General features: G+C 55.7%; 13 protein-coding genes. 8 read left to right on the top strand and 5 right to left on the bottom strand.

Translation table 11 applies throughout. From position 1 onward, the window contains the following. Nucleotides 1-16: 16 nt before the first annotated feature. Nucleotides 17-2,371 carry a fatty acid cis/trans isomerase gene (locus tag RKA07_RS02325; RefSeq protein ID WP_310965445.1) on the bottom strand — a complete coding sequence of 785 codons (2,355 nt, stop codon included), beginning with the start codon at nucleotides 2,369-2,371 and terminating at the stop codon, nucleotides 17-19. Nucleotides 2,372-2,626: 255 nt separating this feature from the next. On the opposite strand from RKA07_RS02325, the gene RKA07_RS02320 reads away from it, so the two are divergent. After that, nucleotides 2,627-3,802: a type III PLP-dependent enzyme gene (locus RKA07_RS02320; protein ID WP_200370751.1), complete on the top strand. Its 1,176-nt coding sequence runs from the start codon at nucleotides 2,627-2,629 to the stop codon at nucleotides 3,800-3,802. A gap of 132 nt (nucleotides 3,803-3,934) precedes the next feature. On the opposite strand, the gene RKA07_RS02315 is transcribed toward RKA07_RS02320, so the two are convergent. From RKA07_RS02315 to RKA07_RS02300, 4 genes are read right to left on the bottom strand one after another with little or no spacing between them, the layout of a single operon-like run. Further along, nucleotides 3,935-5,125 carry an MFS transporter gene (locus RKA07_RS02315; protein WP_310965444.1) on the bottom strand — a complete coding sequence of 397 codons (1,191 nt, stop codon included), beginning with the start codon at nucleotides 5,123-5,125 and terminating at the stop codon, nucleotides 3,935-3,937. 6 nt (nucleotides 5,126-5,131) lie between these two features. Further along, nucleotides 5,132-5,527 (bottom strand): ectoine synthase, encoded by a 396-nt coding sequence (locus RKA07_RS02310; RefSeq protein WP_200201540.1) that lies wholly within the window; start codon nucleotides 5,525-5,527, stop codon nucleotides 5,132-5,134. 50 nt (nucleotides 5,528-5,577) lie between these two features. Further along, nucleotides 5,578-7,008 (bottom strand): GTPase/DUF3482 domain-containing protein, encoded by a 1,431-nt coding sequence (locus RKA07_RS02305; protein ID WP_310965443.1) that lies wholly within the window; start codon nucleotides 7,006-7,008, stop codon nucleotides 5,578-5,580. Beyond that, complete coding sequence (locus tag RKA07_RS02300; RefSeq protein WP_310965442.1) at nucleotides 7,005-8,417, bottom strand: DUF2868 domain-containing protein; 1,413 nt, start codon at nucleotides 8,415-8,417, stop codon at nucleotides 7,005-7,007. The genes RKA07_RS02305 and RKA07_RS02300 overlap by 4 nt, the downstream gene beginning before the upstream one ends. Before the next feature lie 87 nt (nucleotides 8,418-8,504). On the opposite strand from RKA07_RS02300, the gene RKA07_RS02295 reads away from it, so the two are divergent. The 7 genes from RKA07_RS02295 (at nucleotide 8,505) to RKA07_RS02265 (ending at nucleotide 16,793) form a co-directional block, all read left to right on the top strand. Continuing rightward, nucleotides 8,505-8,867, top strand: coding sequence for a DUF6164 family protein (locus RKA07_RS02295; RefSeq protein WP_200201537.1), 363 nt, complete (start codon nucleotides 8,505-8,507; stop codon nucleotides 8,865-8,867). 263 nt (nucleotides 8,868-9,130) lie between these two features. Continuing rightward, nucleotides 9,131-10,543, top strand: coding sequence for a sigma-54 interaction domain-containing protein (locus RKA07_RS02290; RefSeq protein WP_310965542.1), 1,413 nt, complete (start codon nucleotides 9,131-9,133; stop codon nucleotides 10,541-10,543). 231 nt (nucleotides 10,544-10,774) lie between these two features. Beyond that, entirely contained in the window at nucleotides 10,775-11,860 is a 1,086-nt protein-coding gene (locus RKA07_RS02285) for a TRAP transporter substrate-binding protein (RefSeq protein ID WP_200201536.1), read from the top strand. 149 nt (nucleotides 11,861-12,009) lie between these two features. Continuing rightward, nucleotides 12,010-12,555: a TRAP transporter small permease subunit gene (locus RKA07_RS02280; RefSeq protein ID WP_227715169.1), complete on the top strand. Its 546-nt coding sequence runs from the start codon at nucleotides 12,010-12,012 to the stop codon at nucleotides 12,553-12,555. 17 nt (nucleotides 12,556-12,572) lie between these two features. Continuing rightward, the gene (locus tag RKA07_RS02275) at nucleotides 12,573-13,943 is read left to right on the top strand and encodes a TRAP transporter large permease (protein ID WP_200201534.1); all 1,371 of its coding nucleotides are present in this window, start codon (nucleotides 12,573-12,575) and stop codon (nucleotides 13,941-13,943) included. Nucleotides 13,944-14,005: 62 nt separating this feature from the next. Beyond that, entirely contained in the window at nucleotides 14,006-14,785 is a 780-nt protein-coding gene (locus RKA07_RS02270; RefSeq protein WP_310965441.1) for a 3-hydroxybutyrate dehydrogenase, read from the top strand. 16 nt (nucleotides 14,786-14,801) lie between these two features. Further along, nucleotides 14,802-16,793: an acetoacetate--CoA ligase gene (locus RKA07_RS02265; RefSeq protein ID WP_310965440.1), complete on the top strand. Its 1,992-nt coding sequence runs from the start codon at nucleotides 14,802-14,804 to the stop codon at nucleotides 16,791-16,793. Nucleotides 16,794-17,273 lie beyond the last annotated feature (480 nt).

Genomic DNA, 17,273 nt, shown 5'->3' with positions numbered 1-17,273 from the left:
TTAGACAGTTAAAGGGTTACAGGTTTTCGTAACGGTTAATGTCGAAAATTCCTGCCTGCAGGGGCTGGTGCTCACGGTGCCAGGCGGTAATGTCGTGAAGAATTTCCCAGAATTGTCGGTGGGTGCGGCGTACGCCCCATACGCTCACCAGAGATTCAAACGCTTTTGGTTCCTCTGCCTTCAGGGCCTTCATCCGGTCTTTGAACAAGCCGAGCTGTGCGGCGGGAATGTCGAAGATGAAGTTGGGGTAGCTGCCGATGATTCCCGGGTAGATGGTCAGCTTGTCGTTCTCCGGCTGGTAACGTGAATCCTCTCCCAGCAGGAAGGCGACATTGCTGTGGGCGCGGTCGCGGATAACCGTGTAAACCGTGCGCTGCCCTTCCCCATTGTGAACCCGCAAGAAGGTAACGTCTGGCAGGTAGTTGATTGCCGGGAGGAATTCAGCCCGGGTAGCAGCTAACTCAGACAGTACCTGATCGGCTTCCCGAATCCACTCTGGTTCATCTTTGCGGCCACAGTCACTGCCGCCACAGCGGTTGATAGGGTCATCCCGTTCAGCATTCAGTTTGTGGAATTTCAACAGCATGCGAGCGCCCAGCTCTTCATTAAAAGCTGAAGTGGCATAGGGCACCTGTGAGGGGACCGTATCGTCCATGCTGGCGTAGCTGTAATCCAGTTTTAGCGAACCTGAATCCTGATACCAATTGCGCAAAACCCGATTGCGCTCCCCTGGCGGTATCAACCGGAGGTAATCCTGTTCACCGCCATTCCGGATCAGGTCAAAGTAGAGTCGCGTTTGAACCTGATGGGCCACATTGCCAAACACGTCGAAATTAACCACCAGCTCGTAATAAGTGCGTTCAAACAGCGGGTAATCCATCCACCAACTGGTTAGCGGCACCTGGCCGATGAGCCCGCGCTGTACTGAGGCATTATTGTGGTGGCGGAATACCGTTAACAGGGCGTTGGTATTCTTGCCGTCGCCATCCCAGATATGGTCGAGGGAGGCACCTTTCGGGTAAGCCTCTCTGTAGGCCTGGTTTCGCAGTTCATGGTAGCGGTTACGCTTGCCTTGATAGGTAATCCAGTTTTCCCCCAGATCCAGCAGTGCGCTGTCCTGACCAGGCAATGCCAGTAAGGGGCTTACCTTGTCGCGATACTCGGCATCGGTTATGTAAAGATCGTCTTCCGGATCGTGGTAGCTAACCCAAAAGTGATCCCGGATTACGTCGGTGGCAATCTGGCCACGGCATACCGGCCCGCGAATGAAGGTGCGTGTGAAGTACTCTGCGTTATCCAGCATGAACTGGTAGCGGGCTCTTGCCGGTATGTCTGCAAAGGTTACAAACGGGTTGGCGCGGCTATCACGGCTGTAATCCGGCAGGGTGTCTACCTGCCAATCGCCGGCTTCAAACAGCTCCCGGGTGCGCTCAAAAGGCTTTTCCCCGAACGGGAAGGTGATGTGGCGCTTGTGCACAATGCTGCCGGCAACCGGGCGCAGGCGGTAATACACCGGGCCTTCGGGGTCGTCGTTGGGGCGCCGGGTTGCGATCATGTCGATAGGGGTGCCCGGCACCGTGTAGGAACGCACGATTTCAAAGAAGCGGGTATCGGCCCCCTCATCCTCAAAGTACAGGTGCGCCAGATAAAGATGTTCGTAAATCCAGCGGCTGATCAATTGCTGGCGGGGGCTACGATCATTCAGCCAGGCTTCCCAGCGGTTAATGTGGTTCAGATCGGCGTCATTTAACTTGGCAACCAGCGGGCTGATAGCGCCACCCTGATTAATCCAGCCGGTGAGCGTGGCGTATTCGTCGTCGGTGAGGCCGGTTACGGCCAGTGGCATGCCTTCATAGGGATGGTCGCTGGCGTAATCTGAGAAATCTTCGTTGCTGACACATTGGTTAGCACGGGACAGCCCCAATTCTATGTTTTCGGGCAATTTGCTGTTGGGTGCAAACTCATACTGTTTGCCAAGGCGAATCATGTTCTCGAACAGACTGCGGGTTTGGTCACCTCGGGCCAGCACGGAGTAAAAGCCCATCTCTCGCCACTGTTGTTCGGTTTGGGCGTCAATGCCCAGGCGGGTGGTTTGTTGGGTGTTAAAGCGGGCGCCGTCGTAAACAGGATCTTTGTGGGCACCGCGAATCAGGCCGTCGGAGTATTCCATTTTGAGCTGGCATGGGGCGTCAAAGCAGCTATGGCAAGCCAGGCACTTGGCTTCCACAATGGGGCGCACGTCTTCGTTGAAACTCACGGGTTGGTGAGTTGCAGTGGGCAATGCTTGTTTGAATGTGGGCGGCGTGGTGTTTTCGGCGCAGCCTGCCAGGAATAGCAGGGCCAGGAATGCAGCTGCAATGAGTTTCGGCATTGGGGGCCTGTAGTCGTCTGAGTTTTGTGAATTATAGACGGTTGAATAGGTGTTCGCTAAGGCCTCTTTATTTGGGCCCCGGCTGCTCGGCCTGACGGCCATTCTTGAGAGCAGATCGCTGTACAAATTATGGGTAGATGTGCTCATATCTGTGGGGTGGGAAAAGCTTGATTATCGCGCCCATTGCAGGGGGCCAATTTGGGTTTGGTGCCCTTATTCAATATTGCTTTATTACCCCTGGGGGGACCACCATCCATGACCGAGTCAGCCAACGCTAACATCGCCGATTATTACACTGCCGAGACCTTTGAGCGGATCAAGGCGTTTGCGGATACCAAGGAAACACCTTTTGTGGTGATTGATACCGCCACCATCAACCGTCAGTACGACGAGTTGGTAGACGGTTTTCCTTACGCGAATGTGTATTACGCAGTGAAAGCCAACCCGGCTCCGCAGGTTCTGACCATGCTGCGGGACAAGGGTGCGAGCTTTGATATCGCGTCGGTGTATGAGTTGGAAAAGGTTATGAGCCTAGGTGTGACCGGTGATCGGATCAGCTACGGCAATACCATCAAGAAGGCGCGGGATATTCGTACTTTTTATGAGAAGGGTGTTCGTATGTTCGCCACGGACTCCGAGGCGGATTTGCGTAACATTGCCAAGGCGGCGCCTGGCTCGAAGATTTACGTGCGTGTTCTGACCGATGGCACGCAAACAGCAGATTGGCCTCTTTCCCGGAAGTTTGGCTGTGAGAATGACATGGCCATGGACCTGCTGATTCTGGCCCGCGATCTTGGCCTGGTGCCTTACGGTGTGTCCTTCCACGTGGGCTCCCAGCAGCGTGAAATTGGTGCCTGGGACTCGGCACTGAACAAGGTAAAGGTCATTTTCGAGCGATTGAAAGAAGAAGACGGCATCGAATTGAAAATGATCAATATGGGCGGTGGTTTTCCGGCTAACTACATCAACCGGACCAACGAGTTGGGTGTATACGCCTCTGAAATTACTCGCTTCCTGAAGGAAGACTTTGGCGATGATCTCCCGGAAATCATTATCGAGCCCGGTCGTTCGTTGATTTCCAACGCCGGTGTTCTGGTGAGCGAGGTGGTTTTGATCGCCCGTAAATCCCGTACAGCGCTGCACCGTTGGGTGTTTACGGATGTGGGCAAGTTTAATGGTCTGATCGAGACGCTGGATGAAGCGATCAAGTTTCCAATCTGGACGGATAAGAAAGGTGAAGGCGAAGACTGTGTTATTGCGGGCCCGACCTGTGACAGTGCGGACATTATGTACGAGCACCACAAATACCCGCTGCCACTGAATCTGGCCATCGGCGATCGCATGTACTGGCTGTCCACTGGAGCCTATACAACAACCTACAGTGCCGTGGAGTTTAATGGGTTCCCCCCATTAAAGGATTACTACATCTAACCAAAGTCAGAAGGCCAGGGTGTGGGGTGTCTTTTCCGCCGGGAAAAAGATGTCTGAGCGCAGCGAGTTGTTTTTCCCGGCGGAAAAGACACCCCGCGCCCAGGCCCTGCACCAACGCTAGCAGGCTGAGCTTTACTGTCGCTCCAGGTTTAGTTTGATTGCCAATGGAGAAACCAGAACTCCGTAGGCAATCATTACTGCTATGGCGTGTCGTATGTCGCCGGTCCAATCAGAAAGTACGCCGCCCAGCATAGGTACCGCGAAAGCTACTGTGTAGCCGACAAGAAAGTTGCCGGCGGACAGTCTGCCGGTTTCGTTGGCGGGTACCAGAAGCGGCGGTAACGCCACCATCATGATCAGCAATATGCCCGCCGTGAAGCTCATGAACGTTGCGCTGGCGATTGCCCACCATCCTGTAAACACCAACAAGCCGATTGTTCCCAGCAGGCTGAGTATCAGCATGATGAGCAGTGGGGCTTTTCTTCCTACCCAGTAGCGGGCCATTTTCAGCATCAACAGAGAAGCCACCACCTGAGCGAAGTTGTACCAGAATAATGCTTCGGTGAGGTTTTCGAATTCTCCCCTTTGTTCCAGTAATGCCGCCAGGTAAGCGTTTACGCCAAAAAACAGCGAGCCGGATACGCCGAGTAGTAAGCCCAGTTTAAGCGTGAGCGGGTTTTTCCAGTCTGGTAGCCATGCGACTTTGCGGGTGGGTCTTGCCAGATCGCGCTTGGGCAGGAACAGGCCTGCGGCAACCAGCAGTGCGGGTAATGACCATACCAGCATGGTTGCGCGCCAGCTGTTGTCCAGTAGCGGCATGATGACCGGCAGGGTGATTCCTGCGCCGATGAATTCGCCCATCAGCATGCCGTTCATGTAAATGGCCGAGCCGAGCGCCAGGTTTTTGGGTTCCAGCCAGCGTGGCAGCAGTGCCGGTAGTGCGGGTTGCATCATGGCAATGCCTACACCCATAACGGCGCTGGTGAGCATCAAGGTGATGGTGTCGGGTGCCAGCCCGCGGCCCGCGGATCCGATGACCATAATGAGCATGGCCAGTGCCAGTGTGTTGCGTGGGCCAATGCGGGAAATGGATAGAGAGCCAGGCATGGAGCCTATGGCCAGCATCAGAATGGGTAGTGTAGTCAGGGCACCGGTGAGGGTCTGAGACAGTGCCAGCTCATCACCGATAAACGGGGCCAGCGGTGGCGCAACCAGTATGGGGATACGCAAATAGACCCCGGCCAGCCAAAGTAATATCGCCACCGGCAGCAGGTTTGCTGTCGATGACGGTGTGGATGGCACAGGGTGTTCAGCTACAGACAAGAAAGATCAGTCTTCGCTGGTATCCGGCAGGTAGGCGCCGTCTTCGTCGTGTACTTCCTGACCAGTAACTGGCGGGTTGAATGCACAGATCAGGCGCATGTCTTCAGTGCCTCCACGAAGGGTGTGCTGATCGTGCTTGTCGAGGGCGTACAGCGTGCCGTCGGAGATCTGGTGGGTTTCACCGGTGGCTTTGTCGGTAATGCTTCCATTGCCGGCTACGCAGTAAACCGCTTCCAGGTGGTGCTTGTACCACAGGTTCAGCTCAGCACCGGCAGGGATGATCGTCTCGTGGAAAGAGAAGCCCATGCCGTCTTTTTTCAACAACATACGACGGCTGGTCCAGCCTGGGCCGTGCACTTCACGTTCGGTACCGATGATGTCCTGAATTCGTACAATCTTCATGAGCATTCCTCGTTGCTTGATGGAATAGCCATACAGTATAAACACTCATTTCAGGTCCGGTTCAACCGCCAGTCGTCATAAACTGCCATGCATTGCTCTATAGCGGCGTTAAATTTTTGCTGCTGAGCGCCATCCAGGGGCTGCTGCTTTCGGCATTTATCCAGGGTCCTCTGGATGGTTTGGCGGCTCTTTTTATCGAGGCGCTCGAGCCAGTGATGATCTGCCGGCTGCAGATCGAGCAGGTCCCTGCCCGCGTGGTTGCGGTGGCTGATGTGCCACCAGTGATCCACCGCTCGCCCGAGCACCACATACCCGAACTGGCTATCCTGAACGGGTCCGAAAGTGGCTGTTTTCAAGCCGTCTTGCAGCAAGCCAATATTGAGCACCGGCAGGGAGAGTTTGCCTCCGTATAAATAACTACCGGCTGCACCGATCAGTCCACCCACCAAAGCTCCAGTGCCCAGGGATGAACCCAGGGTCAGGGCATCCAGCCCGGCGCCACTGACCGCGCCTGCACCAAAACCGGCTGTGGCCAGGTAGCGCCTGCTAACAGCCCAGTGCTTCCGGCTGTCTTCCGAGAACAAGTCGTGATCACTGTGCCATTCCAGCTCGGCTTCCTGTCGCCGGATGCTCTGATGCTGATACAGGTGTTCTATTTGAACCCGCAGCGACTGTTCCCGTTGGCGCTGGTGTTGGTACCAGCGCTGCCGGAGCTGATCCGCCAGGGTGCTGTCGCTGGTGCCTGCGACCTGATCCAGTGTCAGGGTGCGCTTTTCCTGAAACGACATCATGTCATGCAATGCCTTGGCAATGATGCCGGCTGCCTGGTGTCGACGCTGTTCGCGCTGAGCCGATAAGTGATGCGTTGCCTGATCCAGAGGTTTTTCCCAGTCTGGTTCAAGCTGCCCGAAGGCGCGCAAAAGGCTGAGATGTTGCTCGAACGGGGCGCGAACTGCATCGAATTTGCGTACAACCTGAAAGAACTGGCCAAGCGCGGAGTGCCAGGTGTCGCTGTAATCGTCGGGCCCGATGCTGTTGATCAGCGCCAGGCTGGGCTGGCCGGTCCAGCGCAGTATGGTCATCTCGGCCTCGTGCTCGGCGCTGTATGGGGCGGAGCCGTCCACCACATAGATGATTCCCGCACCTTCAATCAGCGGTGTCAGCAATTCACACTCGTCAGTGAAGCGGCTGTCGCCCTGATGTTGCAGAACAAATGCTCGAACCGTCTCGCTGTGGTCTGAGGCAGATACACTGTGGGCTTCAAGCCATTCCAGCACTCGCCGGGGGCGTTGAAAGCCCGGAGTGTCCACCAGTGTGTAGAGAACCTTGCCGTCCACTCTCAGCGGGTATGACTGGCGCTTGCGTGTGGTGCCCGGCTCCAGCGCAATGGCAATTCCGTCGTTCTGGGACAGGGTTGCCACGACGCTGGACTTTCCCTTGTTAGGATGGCCGACAACGGCAAATGTGGGTGCGCTGTTCATTCCATGTATCCCCCGTTGACATCGGCAAGGGTTCCATAAATGGGTACCAGGCTTACCGTTACAAACTCCAGCCCGATTCGCTTGGCAAAACGAAGCCACTGCTGAACCTGATGATCATCTGGCTCCCGGTCTATGCGGGTGGCAAGTGGCACCAGTGCAACCCGGGTGCCTTTGGGCCAGTGCTCGCGGGCATTGGCGAGGAAGTCTTCCAATTCCCCAGTGGGAGGCTCCCAGCTGCGGGTTACCACAATAACCGTGCGACCAGCCTGCTCGGCCAGTTGCTCGGCTATTTTTTTCAGTGTTTGCCGGTCGTTTTCGAGCGAAAGCCTGCCGCCTGCTTTGGCAATCAGGCTTTTGCCGCTGGCAAGAGCATCCGGCAGCTCCGGGTCGCCTGCTCCAGCCCAACACAGCACAATGGCTGCGTCTGGCAAGGGTTGCAGTTTGAGTTGGGTGTCGGTATCCGGTAAGTCTGAAGCATCATTGTATTGGTTGCCGGTATCCAGAGCCGGAGTTTCCATTCGATACAGCAGTGCCTGCATGGCCGGGTGGCTGGCAAGCAGTTGCCGGGCTTTGCGCCGGATCAGCACACCTGCCAACAAGGCTAGAATAAGCCGTGGCAAAAGCGCCCAGGTTGTCCAGAGCATGGCTATAAAAGGCCACCATTGGCCCCAACGTGCCGGCTCCATGCCGGCCGCTCCGGCACTGGCACGGAAGAATCGTGTGGCTTCCACCAGCGCTAAATCCGGCGCAGCGGCTGGCCAAATCCAGGCCCAAGGCGTCGCAATCGCAGCAATCAGGCTGTGATAGCGGCTGGCATTGGTTTCAAGCGTGGTGCTCCAGCCAAACGCCAGGTCTTGCAGCACCACCATAACAAGCAGGGTCGCCAGACCAGCCAGGGAAAAACACACGCCGCCCAACTGTGCGGCCCGTGCCATGAGTACTGGCTGAAGCTTTGTGAAAACCGGTGATTCCGGATGATTGCGAAAGCGCCGGAGCAGCGCCCGCCAGGGTTGCCAGCCAGCCAGAGACTGAACGGTGGTCAGCACTGCCAGCAATAGCTGAAAGGCGACAAACGCGACGATAACCGTCACGTTGATACGCTGGCCCCCATCGTAGAACAGCAAGCCAAGCATGGTGAGTAAACCAAACAGGGTGCCTGCAACCATGAAACCAGAGTTGATTCGCTGCCAGAAGCGCAGGGTAGTCGCCGAAGGGGGCGTTCCGGCACCCGGGCCACTCAGATGGTTGATATGAGCCAGCCAGCGTTTCGGGGTGGGCTTTACGTTTTGCTGCTCGCAAGTGAGTGCAAACTTGCGATCCCGCCGGTGCAGAAATGCCGGAGCCTGGCCTTTGTCTCTTTGGGCGCAGGCATCAAAATCCAGCAGCAAGCGGAGGGAAGAATCAGTCATGAAGGGTTCCGGTGATAAATTCGGTCTTTGAGTCTATGGTGTTAGGATATCGGCATTACCCCGTCCGATACCAGATAACGAGTCGTCATGCCCCATCATTTGATGAATTTGCGCCACGTACCCGACGATGAAGCCGAGGAAATCCGGGCGTTGTTTGAAGCCCACGATGTGCGTTATTACGAAACCCCGCCAAGCCGTTGGGGCATTAGCATGGGTGGTTTCTGGGTGCACGACCCAGAAGAAGCGCAAAGAGCCAAAACTCTGCTGCAGGAATACCAGAACCAGCGTTTGCACAGCCAACGAGAAGCCTATGAACAATGGCGCTCGCAGGGCGAGGGTGGCGGTGTCTGGTATATGCTCCGTAAAAAGCCTGTACGCACTCTGGCTGCCCTCCTGGCAATTCTCACCATTGGCGCTCTCAGCCTGCTGCCGTTTATCCGCATAGGATAGCTTTTCAACAATTCTCTATGCCTTGTTTTTATGGTGTCCGGAAGTCCGGACAGTTAAAGTGAAGGCTTGGAAGGCTAAAAACAAGAAAGCTCAAAAGATCAGATAGATATGGATATGGCACGAGATGCGCATAGCAGCTAGTACGCGCGCCCTTCGTTTGCTCGCCTTGCAGGCAGGGCCATATACTTCTGATGCAGCACCTCGCGCGGCTGGGTGCCAAGGCTTTTACTATGAATAATTCTGACTCCGGCGGTAAGCGCTACATGGCACAGTTGTTCGGAAGCAATAATAAAAACGGGCTAACCCGAGAGCTTATTGAAGCGCTTTTCCCTATGTTTGAGGAAGCCAGCGCGGGCGCTATCGCTGTAGATCGCGAGTCCCGGATTACCTGGATAAACAGCAGTTATTCACAGCTTCTCGGCCTTAAAGACCAGGCCGCCGCCATTGGCCGGCCAGTGCGTCAGGTTATTCCTGAAACCCGCATGCCTGAAGTCGTTGAAACCGGAAAGCCCCTGCTGCTGGATATCATGGAGTACCAGCAGCAACAGTTGGTGGTTACCCGGCTTCCCTATTACGACGAAGCGGGCGAGATAGAAGGTGCGGTCGCCTTCGTACTCTATGACGATCTGCAGCCCTTAACGCCACTGGTGAGCAAGTACCGAAGCCTGCATAAGGATCTTGCGGCTGCACGTAAGGCATTGGCTAAAAAAGCCCGGAGTACCCGGTACAGTCTTGGGGATTTTGTTGGTGCAAGCCCGGGCGCACTTGAAGTAAAGCGCCGCGCGCGGCTGGCAGCGGGGCGCGAAATGGCCGTGCTTCTGCTGGGTGAAACCGGAACCGGTAAAGAAGTGTTGGCTCAAGCCATACATTCAGTTTCCAGACGTTCAGACAAAGCTTTTGTGGGTGTGAATGTGGCGGCTATCCCGGAGAACCTGCTGGAGGCCGAGTTCTTCGGCGTCGCTCCAGGCGCCTATACCGGCGCTGACCGGAAGATGCGTGAAGGCAAGTTCCAGCTAGCCAATGGTGGCACCCTGTTTCTGGATGAAGTGGGCGATATGCCCTTGCCACTGCAGGCAAAACTTCTGCGAGTCCTCCAGGAGGGGGAGGTTGAGCCCCTGGGCTCCAACAAGGTTATCCCGGTCGATGTCCGGGTCATTGCAGCCACCAGCCGCAACCTCGAAGCCATGATTGCCGATGGCAGCTTTCGGTCGGATTTGTACTACCGGCTGAACGTACTGGAAATCCCCATACCCCCGCTGCGGGATCGTTTGGCGGATCTTGGGCTGCTGTGTGAAACCCTGTTGTGGGAGGTCAGTGAAGGCCTGGATATGCGGGCCGAGATTGCCGATGCCGGCGTTGCTGCTTTGGCCAGTTATAACTGGCCAGGAAACATTCGAGAACTGCGCAATGTGCTAGAGCGAGCCCTGACCATGAGCGAAGAAGGTGGCGTGCTGGATGCAGATGCCATTTTCAAGGTTCTGCCCCTTAGCAGCGAGGGCAGTATCGCCCGGGCAGCCCCCCGACCTGTCAAGCTGCTGGCCGATATATTGGCCAAGGCAGAGGCGCAAGCGATTGAAGATGCACTGGTTGCAACCCGGGGTAACCGCACCAAGGCCGCCAAGCTACTGGGTATCTCCCGCTCAGTGCTTTACGAAAAACTCGCCAGAATGTCCTGATTTCCGGACATTCGTCCTGAGTTCAGGACAGTTTTATACGACTCTGGTTCAATAGTGTCCAGGTTCCCGGACGAATATACTGCCTCTTGTGCATCGGTGTTTTTTATGTTGTTGATAATAATGAGAAAAATCTGATTGGCACAGTCTCTGCTCAGTCTGCCATTCAGGACGTCAGAACAACACAGAAAACAATGGCTGACGCCAGATACAACAACAAGAAGGATCAGTTATATGTCGATCAAGCAAAAGCTTTCGGGTTTGACCCTGGGTGTTACGGCGGCAGCGCTTATGACAGGCGCTATGGTAAGCAGCAACGCTTTGGCGGCGGAGAAAATTCGTTGGCAAGTGCCCCTGGCATTCCCCTCACATCTTATTGGGCTGACAACGCCCGTCAAACACCTTTCAGAAAACCTCAAAGCCATATCCGGTGGCGATATTCAGCTGCGTTACTACGAGCCAAATGAGTTGGTTCCACCCTTTGAGATCATGGATGCTGTAGGCGGTGGTAAATACCCCGCAGGCTATACCTGGGTTGGATACGACCAAGGCACTATCCCCGCCTTACCGCTGTATTCCGGTGCACCTTTCAACATGGAACCGCCCGCTTATCTGGCCTGGTATTACGAGGGCGACGGCCGTGCGTTGCTGGAAGAAATTTATGCCAAGCGCAACATCCATCCCATGCTATGCAGCATCATCGGCCCTGAAGGCGCAGGCTGGTTCGCCAATCCAATCAAAGGCGTGGAAGATTTTGATGGCCTGAAAATCCGCTTTGCCGGCATTGGTGGCAAGGTTCTGGAGAAGCTCGGGGCTTCCGTAACCATGGTTCCGGGCGGCGAAATCTATCAGGCGCTGGAGCGTAAGACGATTGATGCCACTGAGTTCTCTCAGCCGGCCATCGACAAGATGCTGGGCCTGGATCAAATCATCAAGAACTACATCATGCCCGGTTGGCACCAAACTCTGACCACCTCCCACTTGTTGGTGAACAAAGATGTTTGGGAGAAGCTGGAGCCACAGAGCCGCGCGCTCATCGAAATGGGTTGCGAATCTGCCACGCTTAAAGGCTTTGCTCAAAGCGAGTGGGCCCAGCCAACCGCACTGCGTGATTACGAGAAGGAAGGCGTAAACGCTCAGACGTTGCCAGAACCTGTACTGCGTGAACTGCAAAAGGTCACGAATGAGGTGCTGGATGAAATTGCTGCCAAAGATGAAATGTTTAATCGCGTGCTGACCAGCCAGCGTGATTTCATGAAGCATCACTCCATTTGGCACTCCAATGGCTACCTGCCACGGGATTTCTACAAGTACGACTGATCAACGGATGATATATCGCGGGTAACGGCTGGCCGTTACCCGCATCCTGCCCTGCATCCGAAAAATCCGAGGTTTTTGTGACTGATACCAATATCTCAGGAGATAAGCACGCCCAGGCATCCGGCACAGATTCGCTGCCAATCAATACGATGTCCTGGCACCTTGACCGGTTGGTTGTGGCTGTTGGCCGCTTCGCCTCCTGGTTGTGGATTGCCGTGCTGATCGTAATTCTGATCAACGTATTCTCCCGCTATGTCTTGTCTCAGGGCTCCATTGCCCTTGAAGAGCTGTCCTGGCACCTGTTCGGAACGGCCACCATGCTCACACTGGGCTATGCCGTTGTGCGGGACGACCACGTTCGTGTGGATGTGCTGAAAGAGAAATTCAGTCCCAAAGCCCAAGCCATTATCGAGCTTTTGGGAATTGTGCTGCTGGCGCTGCCCATCATTGCGCTGATGATCAGTGCTCTGGTGCCCTACGCCTGGATCGCATGGACATACATGGAGCACTCGCAGGCACCCAGCGGGCTGCCTTATCGCTTTATATTCAAAAGCATGCTGCCTCTGGGGCTGGTGTTTGTGATGGTCGCGCTGGTATCCCGCGCCACACGTTGCACCACCTACCTGTTCCGTTTTCCCAGGGCTATTGAGCCTCCCTACGATGATCGGCGCTCCGTCGGCCATCCTAATCCCTGAACCGCGAGGCTAACGTCATGGGTGTAGAAGCGATTCTTGTTATCGCCATGTTCGCCAGCTTTATGGTGCTCTTGCTCTCGGGTTTCCCGGTTGCATGGTCACTGGCGGGTATAGGCCTGGTATTCGGTATTGTCGGCCACGTAATGGTCGAATACCTGGATTCTCCCCTGTGGTTTACCTGGCAGGGAACCATTGGCGTTTTGGACGCCAGGATTTACGGCATAGTTGCCAACGAGTTGATGGTGGCGCTGCCCATGTTTATCTTCATGGGCATCATGCTTGACCGCTCAGGCATAGCCGAAAAGCTGATGCACAGTTTGGTGCGCGTGCTTGGCGGCTTGCGCGGTGGCTACGCGATTACAGTGGTACTGGTTGGCGTATTGCTTGCGGCATCTACCGGTATTGTTGGCGCTTCGGTGGTGCTGCTGGGCATGCTGTCTCTTGGCCCCATGATGCAGGCGAACTACAACAAGTCTCTGGCAGTGGGCACGGCGTGTTCGGTCGGTACCTTGGGCATTCTGGTGCCGCCAAGCATCATGTTGGTATTGATGGCCGATCGCCTCGGCACCTCGGAGGCTTCCGTAGGCAAGTTGTTTATGGGCGCGCTGATCCCGGGCGTTATGCTCGCCATGCTGTACATCCTTTACATCATCATCGCTTCCTATATCAAAAAGGACCTGGCTCCGGCGCCGCCTAACCGGCAGCGTCTTGATATCCGGGCCTGGATTGGCGTGCTCTGGGCAATTTTGCCGCCTATGGCCCTGATTATTTCCGTGCTTGGCTCCATCTTCTTTGGCATAGCGACTACCACAGAAGCCTCTGCGGTGGGTGCCGGTGGCGCGCTCCTCATGGCCTTTGTGAGCAAACGCCTCGATATGGAGACTTTGAAGGAATCCCTTTACCAAACCAGTCGCACCTCGGCCTTCATCTTTGGCATTTTTATCGGTGCCACCGTGTTTGCCTCGGTACTGCGTGGGTTGGGCGGAGATGAAGTTATTGAAGGTGCAATCACCGGTTTGCCCTATGGCACCACAGGCGTATTGCTGACCGTGTTGCTTATCACCTTCCTGCTCGGGTTCTTTCTGGATTGGGTGGAGATCACCTTGATTGTGTTGCCGCTGGTCGCGCCCGTGCTGTTCAAAATGGGCGTGGAGCCGGTGTGGTTCGCCATCATGTTTGCCATGTGTTTGCAGACCTCGTTCCTGACACCGCCCGTAGGCTTCTCACTGTTTTACATCAAGGGAGTATGCCCGCCGGGTATTACCACCCGGGACATCTATCTGGGCGTGTTGCCGTTCATCATGCTGCAGCTTCTGGCTTTGGCACTGGTGTTCTGGTTCCAGCCGCTGGCGACATGGCTTCCAAATGAAGTGTACGGCGGCTCCTGACACGCACGTTTTGCGCAGGTTTTCACTAACAAAAATTGAATAATAACCAGGGGGCAAACACCATGCGTCTCGAAAACAATATCGCTCTTATCACTGGCGCAGCGCGAGGCATTGGGCGGGCAATCGCTGAACATTATGGCCGTGAAGGTGCCCGTGTAGCTGTGGCAGACCTTACGCTGGAAAGTGTACAAGACACCGTTAACGCCATAGAGAAAGCTGGTGGAACCGCCATGGCTCTGGCCATGGATGTAACCGATGAGGCCGCCGTGGACGAGGGCGTAGCGGCCATTGTAAAGGCCTGGGGTGGTCTGGACATTGCCGTGGCCAACGCCGGCATCCAGCACATAGACCCGGTTCATAAGCTGGCGTATGCGGACTGGCGCCGGGTAATGAACGTGCACCTTGATGGCGCATTTCTGGTTACCCGGGCGGCGCTGAAGCAAATGTACGCCAACGGTGGAGGCACTATGCTGTACATGGGCTCAGTGCACTCACTGGAGGCCTCGCCCTTGAAGGCACCTTATGTGGCGGCAAAACACGGTATGCTTGGATTATGCCGCGCCGTTGCCAAAGAGGGTGCTGAGCACGGAGTTCGCAGTAACATTATCTGCCCGGGCTTTGTAAGAACGCCACTGGTGGATAAACAGATACCGGAGCAAGCGAAAGAGCTGGGCATTTCCGAAGAAGAAGTCGTCAGCAAGGTGATGCTAAAAAACACAGTAGATGGCAAATTCACCACGCAGGAAGATGTTTCCGAAATGGCGGTGCACTTGGCGGCCTTCCCTTCAGCCGCCCTCACAGGACAATCTATTGTAGTCAGCCACGGCTGGCACATGCAGTAAGCAACAGGAGCAACGGATGAGCGTTATTGAGCAGTCCCCAATAGTCTGGTCTCCATCGGAAGGCGAGTTGACCAATACCCAAATGGGTCGCTTCAAAACCTGGCTGGAAGAGCAGGGCTATGGCCCTTTTGCTGATTACCACGCTTTGCACCAGTGGTCTGTTGATGACCTTGAAAGCTTCTGGGCAAAGGTTTGGGATTATTGTGGGCTGATCTGCGAAACACCGGCCAGTAAAGCGTTGGGTAAGCGGGATATGCCGGGTGCCGAGTGGTTCCCGGGTATGAAGCTGAACTTTTCGGCTAACCTGCTGCGCCATGCTGAGGGGGATCACGCCGATAAAGAAGCTGTGGTGGCTTATTGCGAGACGCGCCCTGTTCTGCGCCGTACCTATGGCGAATTGAAAGCCGATGTGGGTGCCCTGGAAGCCTTCCTGCGTAGCAAAGGCATCCAAAAAGGCGACCGCGTAGCCGGTGTGGTGACCAACGGTTATGAGGCGCTCGCCGGCATGCTGGCGGCAACCAGCCTGGGTGCTATCTGGAGCTCTGCTTCGCCTGATTTCGGTGTGGGAGCCATTCTGGATCGGTTTGGCCAAATTGAGCCTTCTGCACTGATTGTCGTGAACGGATACGGCTACGGCGGTAAGGTGCTGGCACGGCAAGAAGAGTTTGCACAGTTGATCGCCGGCCTGCCAACCCTGAAATGCGTGGTCAGTGTTCAACAGCTACCTGAAGCTGCACAAATTACGGGTGAACTGGTTACCACCTGGGATGAGGCCATTGCCTATGGCGCGGGCGAAACGCCTTCGTACACGCCAGTCGACCCGGATCACCCGGTATACATACTCTATTCTTCCGGCACCACCGGCAAACCCAAGTGCATAGTACATGGCACCGCAGGCCTGCTGATCAATCATGCCAAAGAACTCATGCTGCACGGCGACGTAGGCCCGGAAGACCGGTTCCTCTACTTCACCACCTGCGGCTGGATGATGTGGAACTGGCAAGCCTCCGCCCTGCTAACAGGCGCTGCGGTCATCACTGTAGACGGTTCACCCGGCTACCCCAGCCTCAGCTTCCTTTGGGATACAGTAGCGCATGAGCGCGTAACCCACTTCGGCACCAGTGCAAGGTTCATTGCAGGCTGCCGCAAAGCTGAAATGGCTCCGGCCGAAACCCTCGACCTGAGCAAATTGAGAGTCGTGTTCTCAACCGGTTCGCCCCTGCTCCCCGAGGACTATGATTGGGTATACAGCCAAGGCGCACCCAAAGCCCTGCTGGGCTCAATTGCCGGCGGCACCGACATCTGCGGTTGCTTTGTAGGCTCTACGCCCTTGCTGCCTGTGCGCCGTGGCGAAATCCAATGCCGCTTTCTCGGTGTCGACGCCGTAGCCTACGGCGATGACGGCAAACCCGTAGACCAGGGCCGAGGCGAGCTCGTGTGCCGCCAGCCCATGCCTTCCATGCCCGTCGCCTTCTGGGACGACGCCAACGGCGAACGCTACCGCGAAGCCTACTTCGACACCTTCCCCGGCGTATGGGCTCATGGTGACTTCATAGAATTCACCGAACACGGCGGCGCCATCATCTACGGCCGCTCCGACGCCACCCTCAACCCCGGCGGCGTAAGGATCGGCACCGCCGAAATCTACCGCCAGGTAGAAACCGAAGCGGCCATAAAAGACAGCCTCGTCGTCGGCCGCCAGATCGATGGCGACGTAGAAGTGGTGTTGTTTGTAGTGCCTGCCGAAGGCCAGGAACTCAGTGCCGACCTTCTGAAACAGCTAAAAGCCCGAATCCGCACAGGCGCCAGCCCACGCCACGTGCCCAAGCACATAGTGCAGGTGCCAGACATCCCCTACACCCGCAGTGGCAAAAAAGTAGAGCTGGCCGTAGCCCGCCTGATCAACGGCTCTACCAAAGCCGACAACCGCGATGCCCTGGGTAACCCCGAAGCACTGGACCAGATTCGCGAGCGGCTTGCGGAAGAGAACCTTTTGCCGAGTGGTTGACTGAACAGGTGAAGGGGTAAAACATCCGGGTCTCTACTTTTTGCGGTGTGACTCCGGTGCAGAGTTTTCATCCTAAGGGTTGTTGGAGTTAACTGAAAAGTTTGTCGAGCGGTGGGTGTGCTTTCTCCTAAAACGGTGCGGAGCCATGGATGGCGGAGCCCAAGCGCCACATGGATGTGCCGCAAGGAGCGTGTTTTGGGAGAAAGCACACCCATCGCGATACTCCCAAGCCAGCAAAGCCAACACGCCAAAATGTTAGAAAGTTTCGTAAATTCCCCTCATTTGATCCCCCAGTTACCGAAGATCAAGGGTTTTTAGTCCGTTCTTATACTAAGATCGTAACCCGAGATTACAAAAAAATGCTATCTTAGTAGGTCTATCAAAAGTTTAAAAAATCAGTCATTGCGAAGCTCAGTCGTTCACAAGACGCCTGATCCAGCTATGACCGTCCTGAACCCACCTATTAGCCTGAGGACGAAA

Origin of the sequence: Marinobacter xiaoshiensis, from assembly GCF_031631795.1 — a bacterium.
GTDB lineage: Bacteria > Pseudomonadota > Gammaproteobacteria > Pseudomonadales > Oleiphilaceae > Marinobacter > Marinobacter xiaoshiensis.
The sequence above is the reverse complement of the archived record's forward strand: the minus strand, read 5'-3'. Positions and strand labels throughout refer to the sequence as shown.

Coding starts and splice junctions, on each gene's coding strand:
- RKA07_RS02325 (WP_310965445.1), bottom strand. CDS start 2,371: ATGCCGAAACTCATTGCAGCTGCATTCCTGGCCCTGCTATTCCTGGCA.
- RKA07_RS02320 (WP_200370751.1), top strand. CDS start 2,627: ATGACCGAGTCAGCCAACGCTAACATCGCCGATTATTACACTGCCGAG.
- RKA07_RS02310 (WP_200201540.1), bottom strand. CDS start 5,527: ATGAAGATTGTACGAATTCAGGACATCATCGGTACCGAACGTGAAGTG.
- RKA07_RS02305 (WP_310965443.1), bottom strand. CDS start 7,008: ATGAACAGCGCACCCACATTTGCCGTTGTCGGCCATCCTAACAAGGGA.
- RKA07_RS02300 (WP_310965442.1), bottom strand. CDS start 8,417: ATGACTGATTCTTCCCTCCGCTTGCTGCTGGATTTTGATGCCTGCGCC.
- RKA07_RS02295 (WP_200201537.1), top strand. CDS start 8,505: ATGCCCCATCATTTGATGAATTTGCGCCACGTACCCGACGATGAAGCC.
- RKA07_RS02290 (WP_310965542.1), top strand. CDS start 9,131: ATGGCACAGTTGTTCGGAAGCAATAATAAAAACGGGCTAACCCGAGAG.
- RKA07_RS02285 (WP_200201536.1), top strand. CDS start 10,775: ATGTCGATCAAGCAAAAGCTTTCGGGTTTGACCCTGGGTGTTACGGCG.
- RKA07_RS02280 (WP_227715169.1), top strand. CDS start 12,010: ATGTCCTGGCACCTTGACCGGTTGGTTGTGGCTGTTGGCCGCTTCGCC.
- RKA07_RS02275 (WP_200201534.1), top strand. CDS start 12,573: ATGGGTGTAGAAGCGATTCTTGTTATCGCCATGTTCGCCAGCTTTATG.
- RKA07_RS02270 (WP_310965441.1), top strand. CDS start 14,006: ATGCGTCTCGAAAACAATATCGCTCTTATCACTGGCGCAGCGCGAGGC.
- RKA07_RS02265 (WP_310965440.1), top strand. CDS start 14,802: ATGAGCGTTATTGAGCAGTCCCCAATAGTCTGGTCTCCATCGGAAGGC.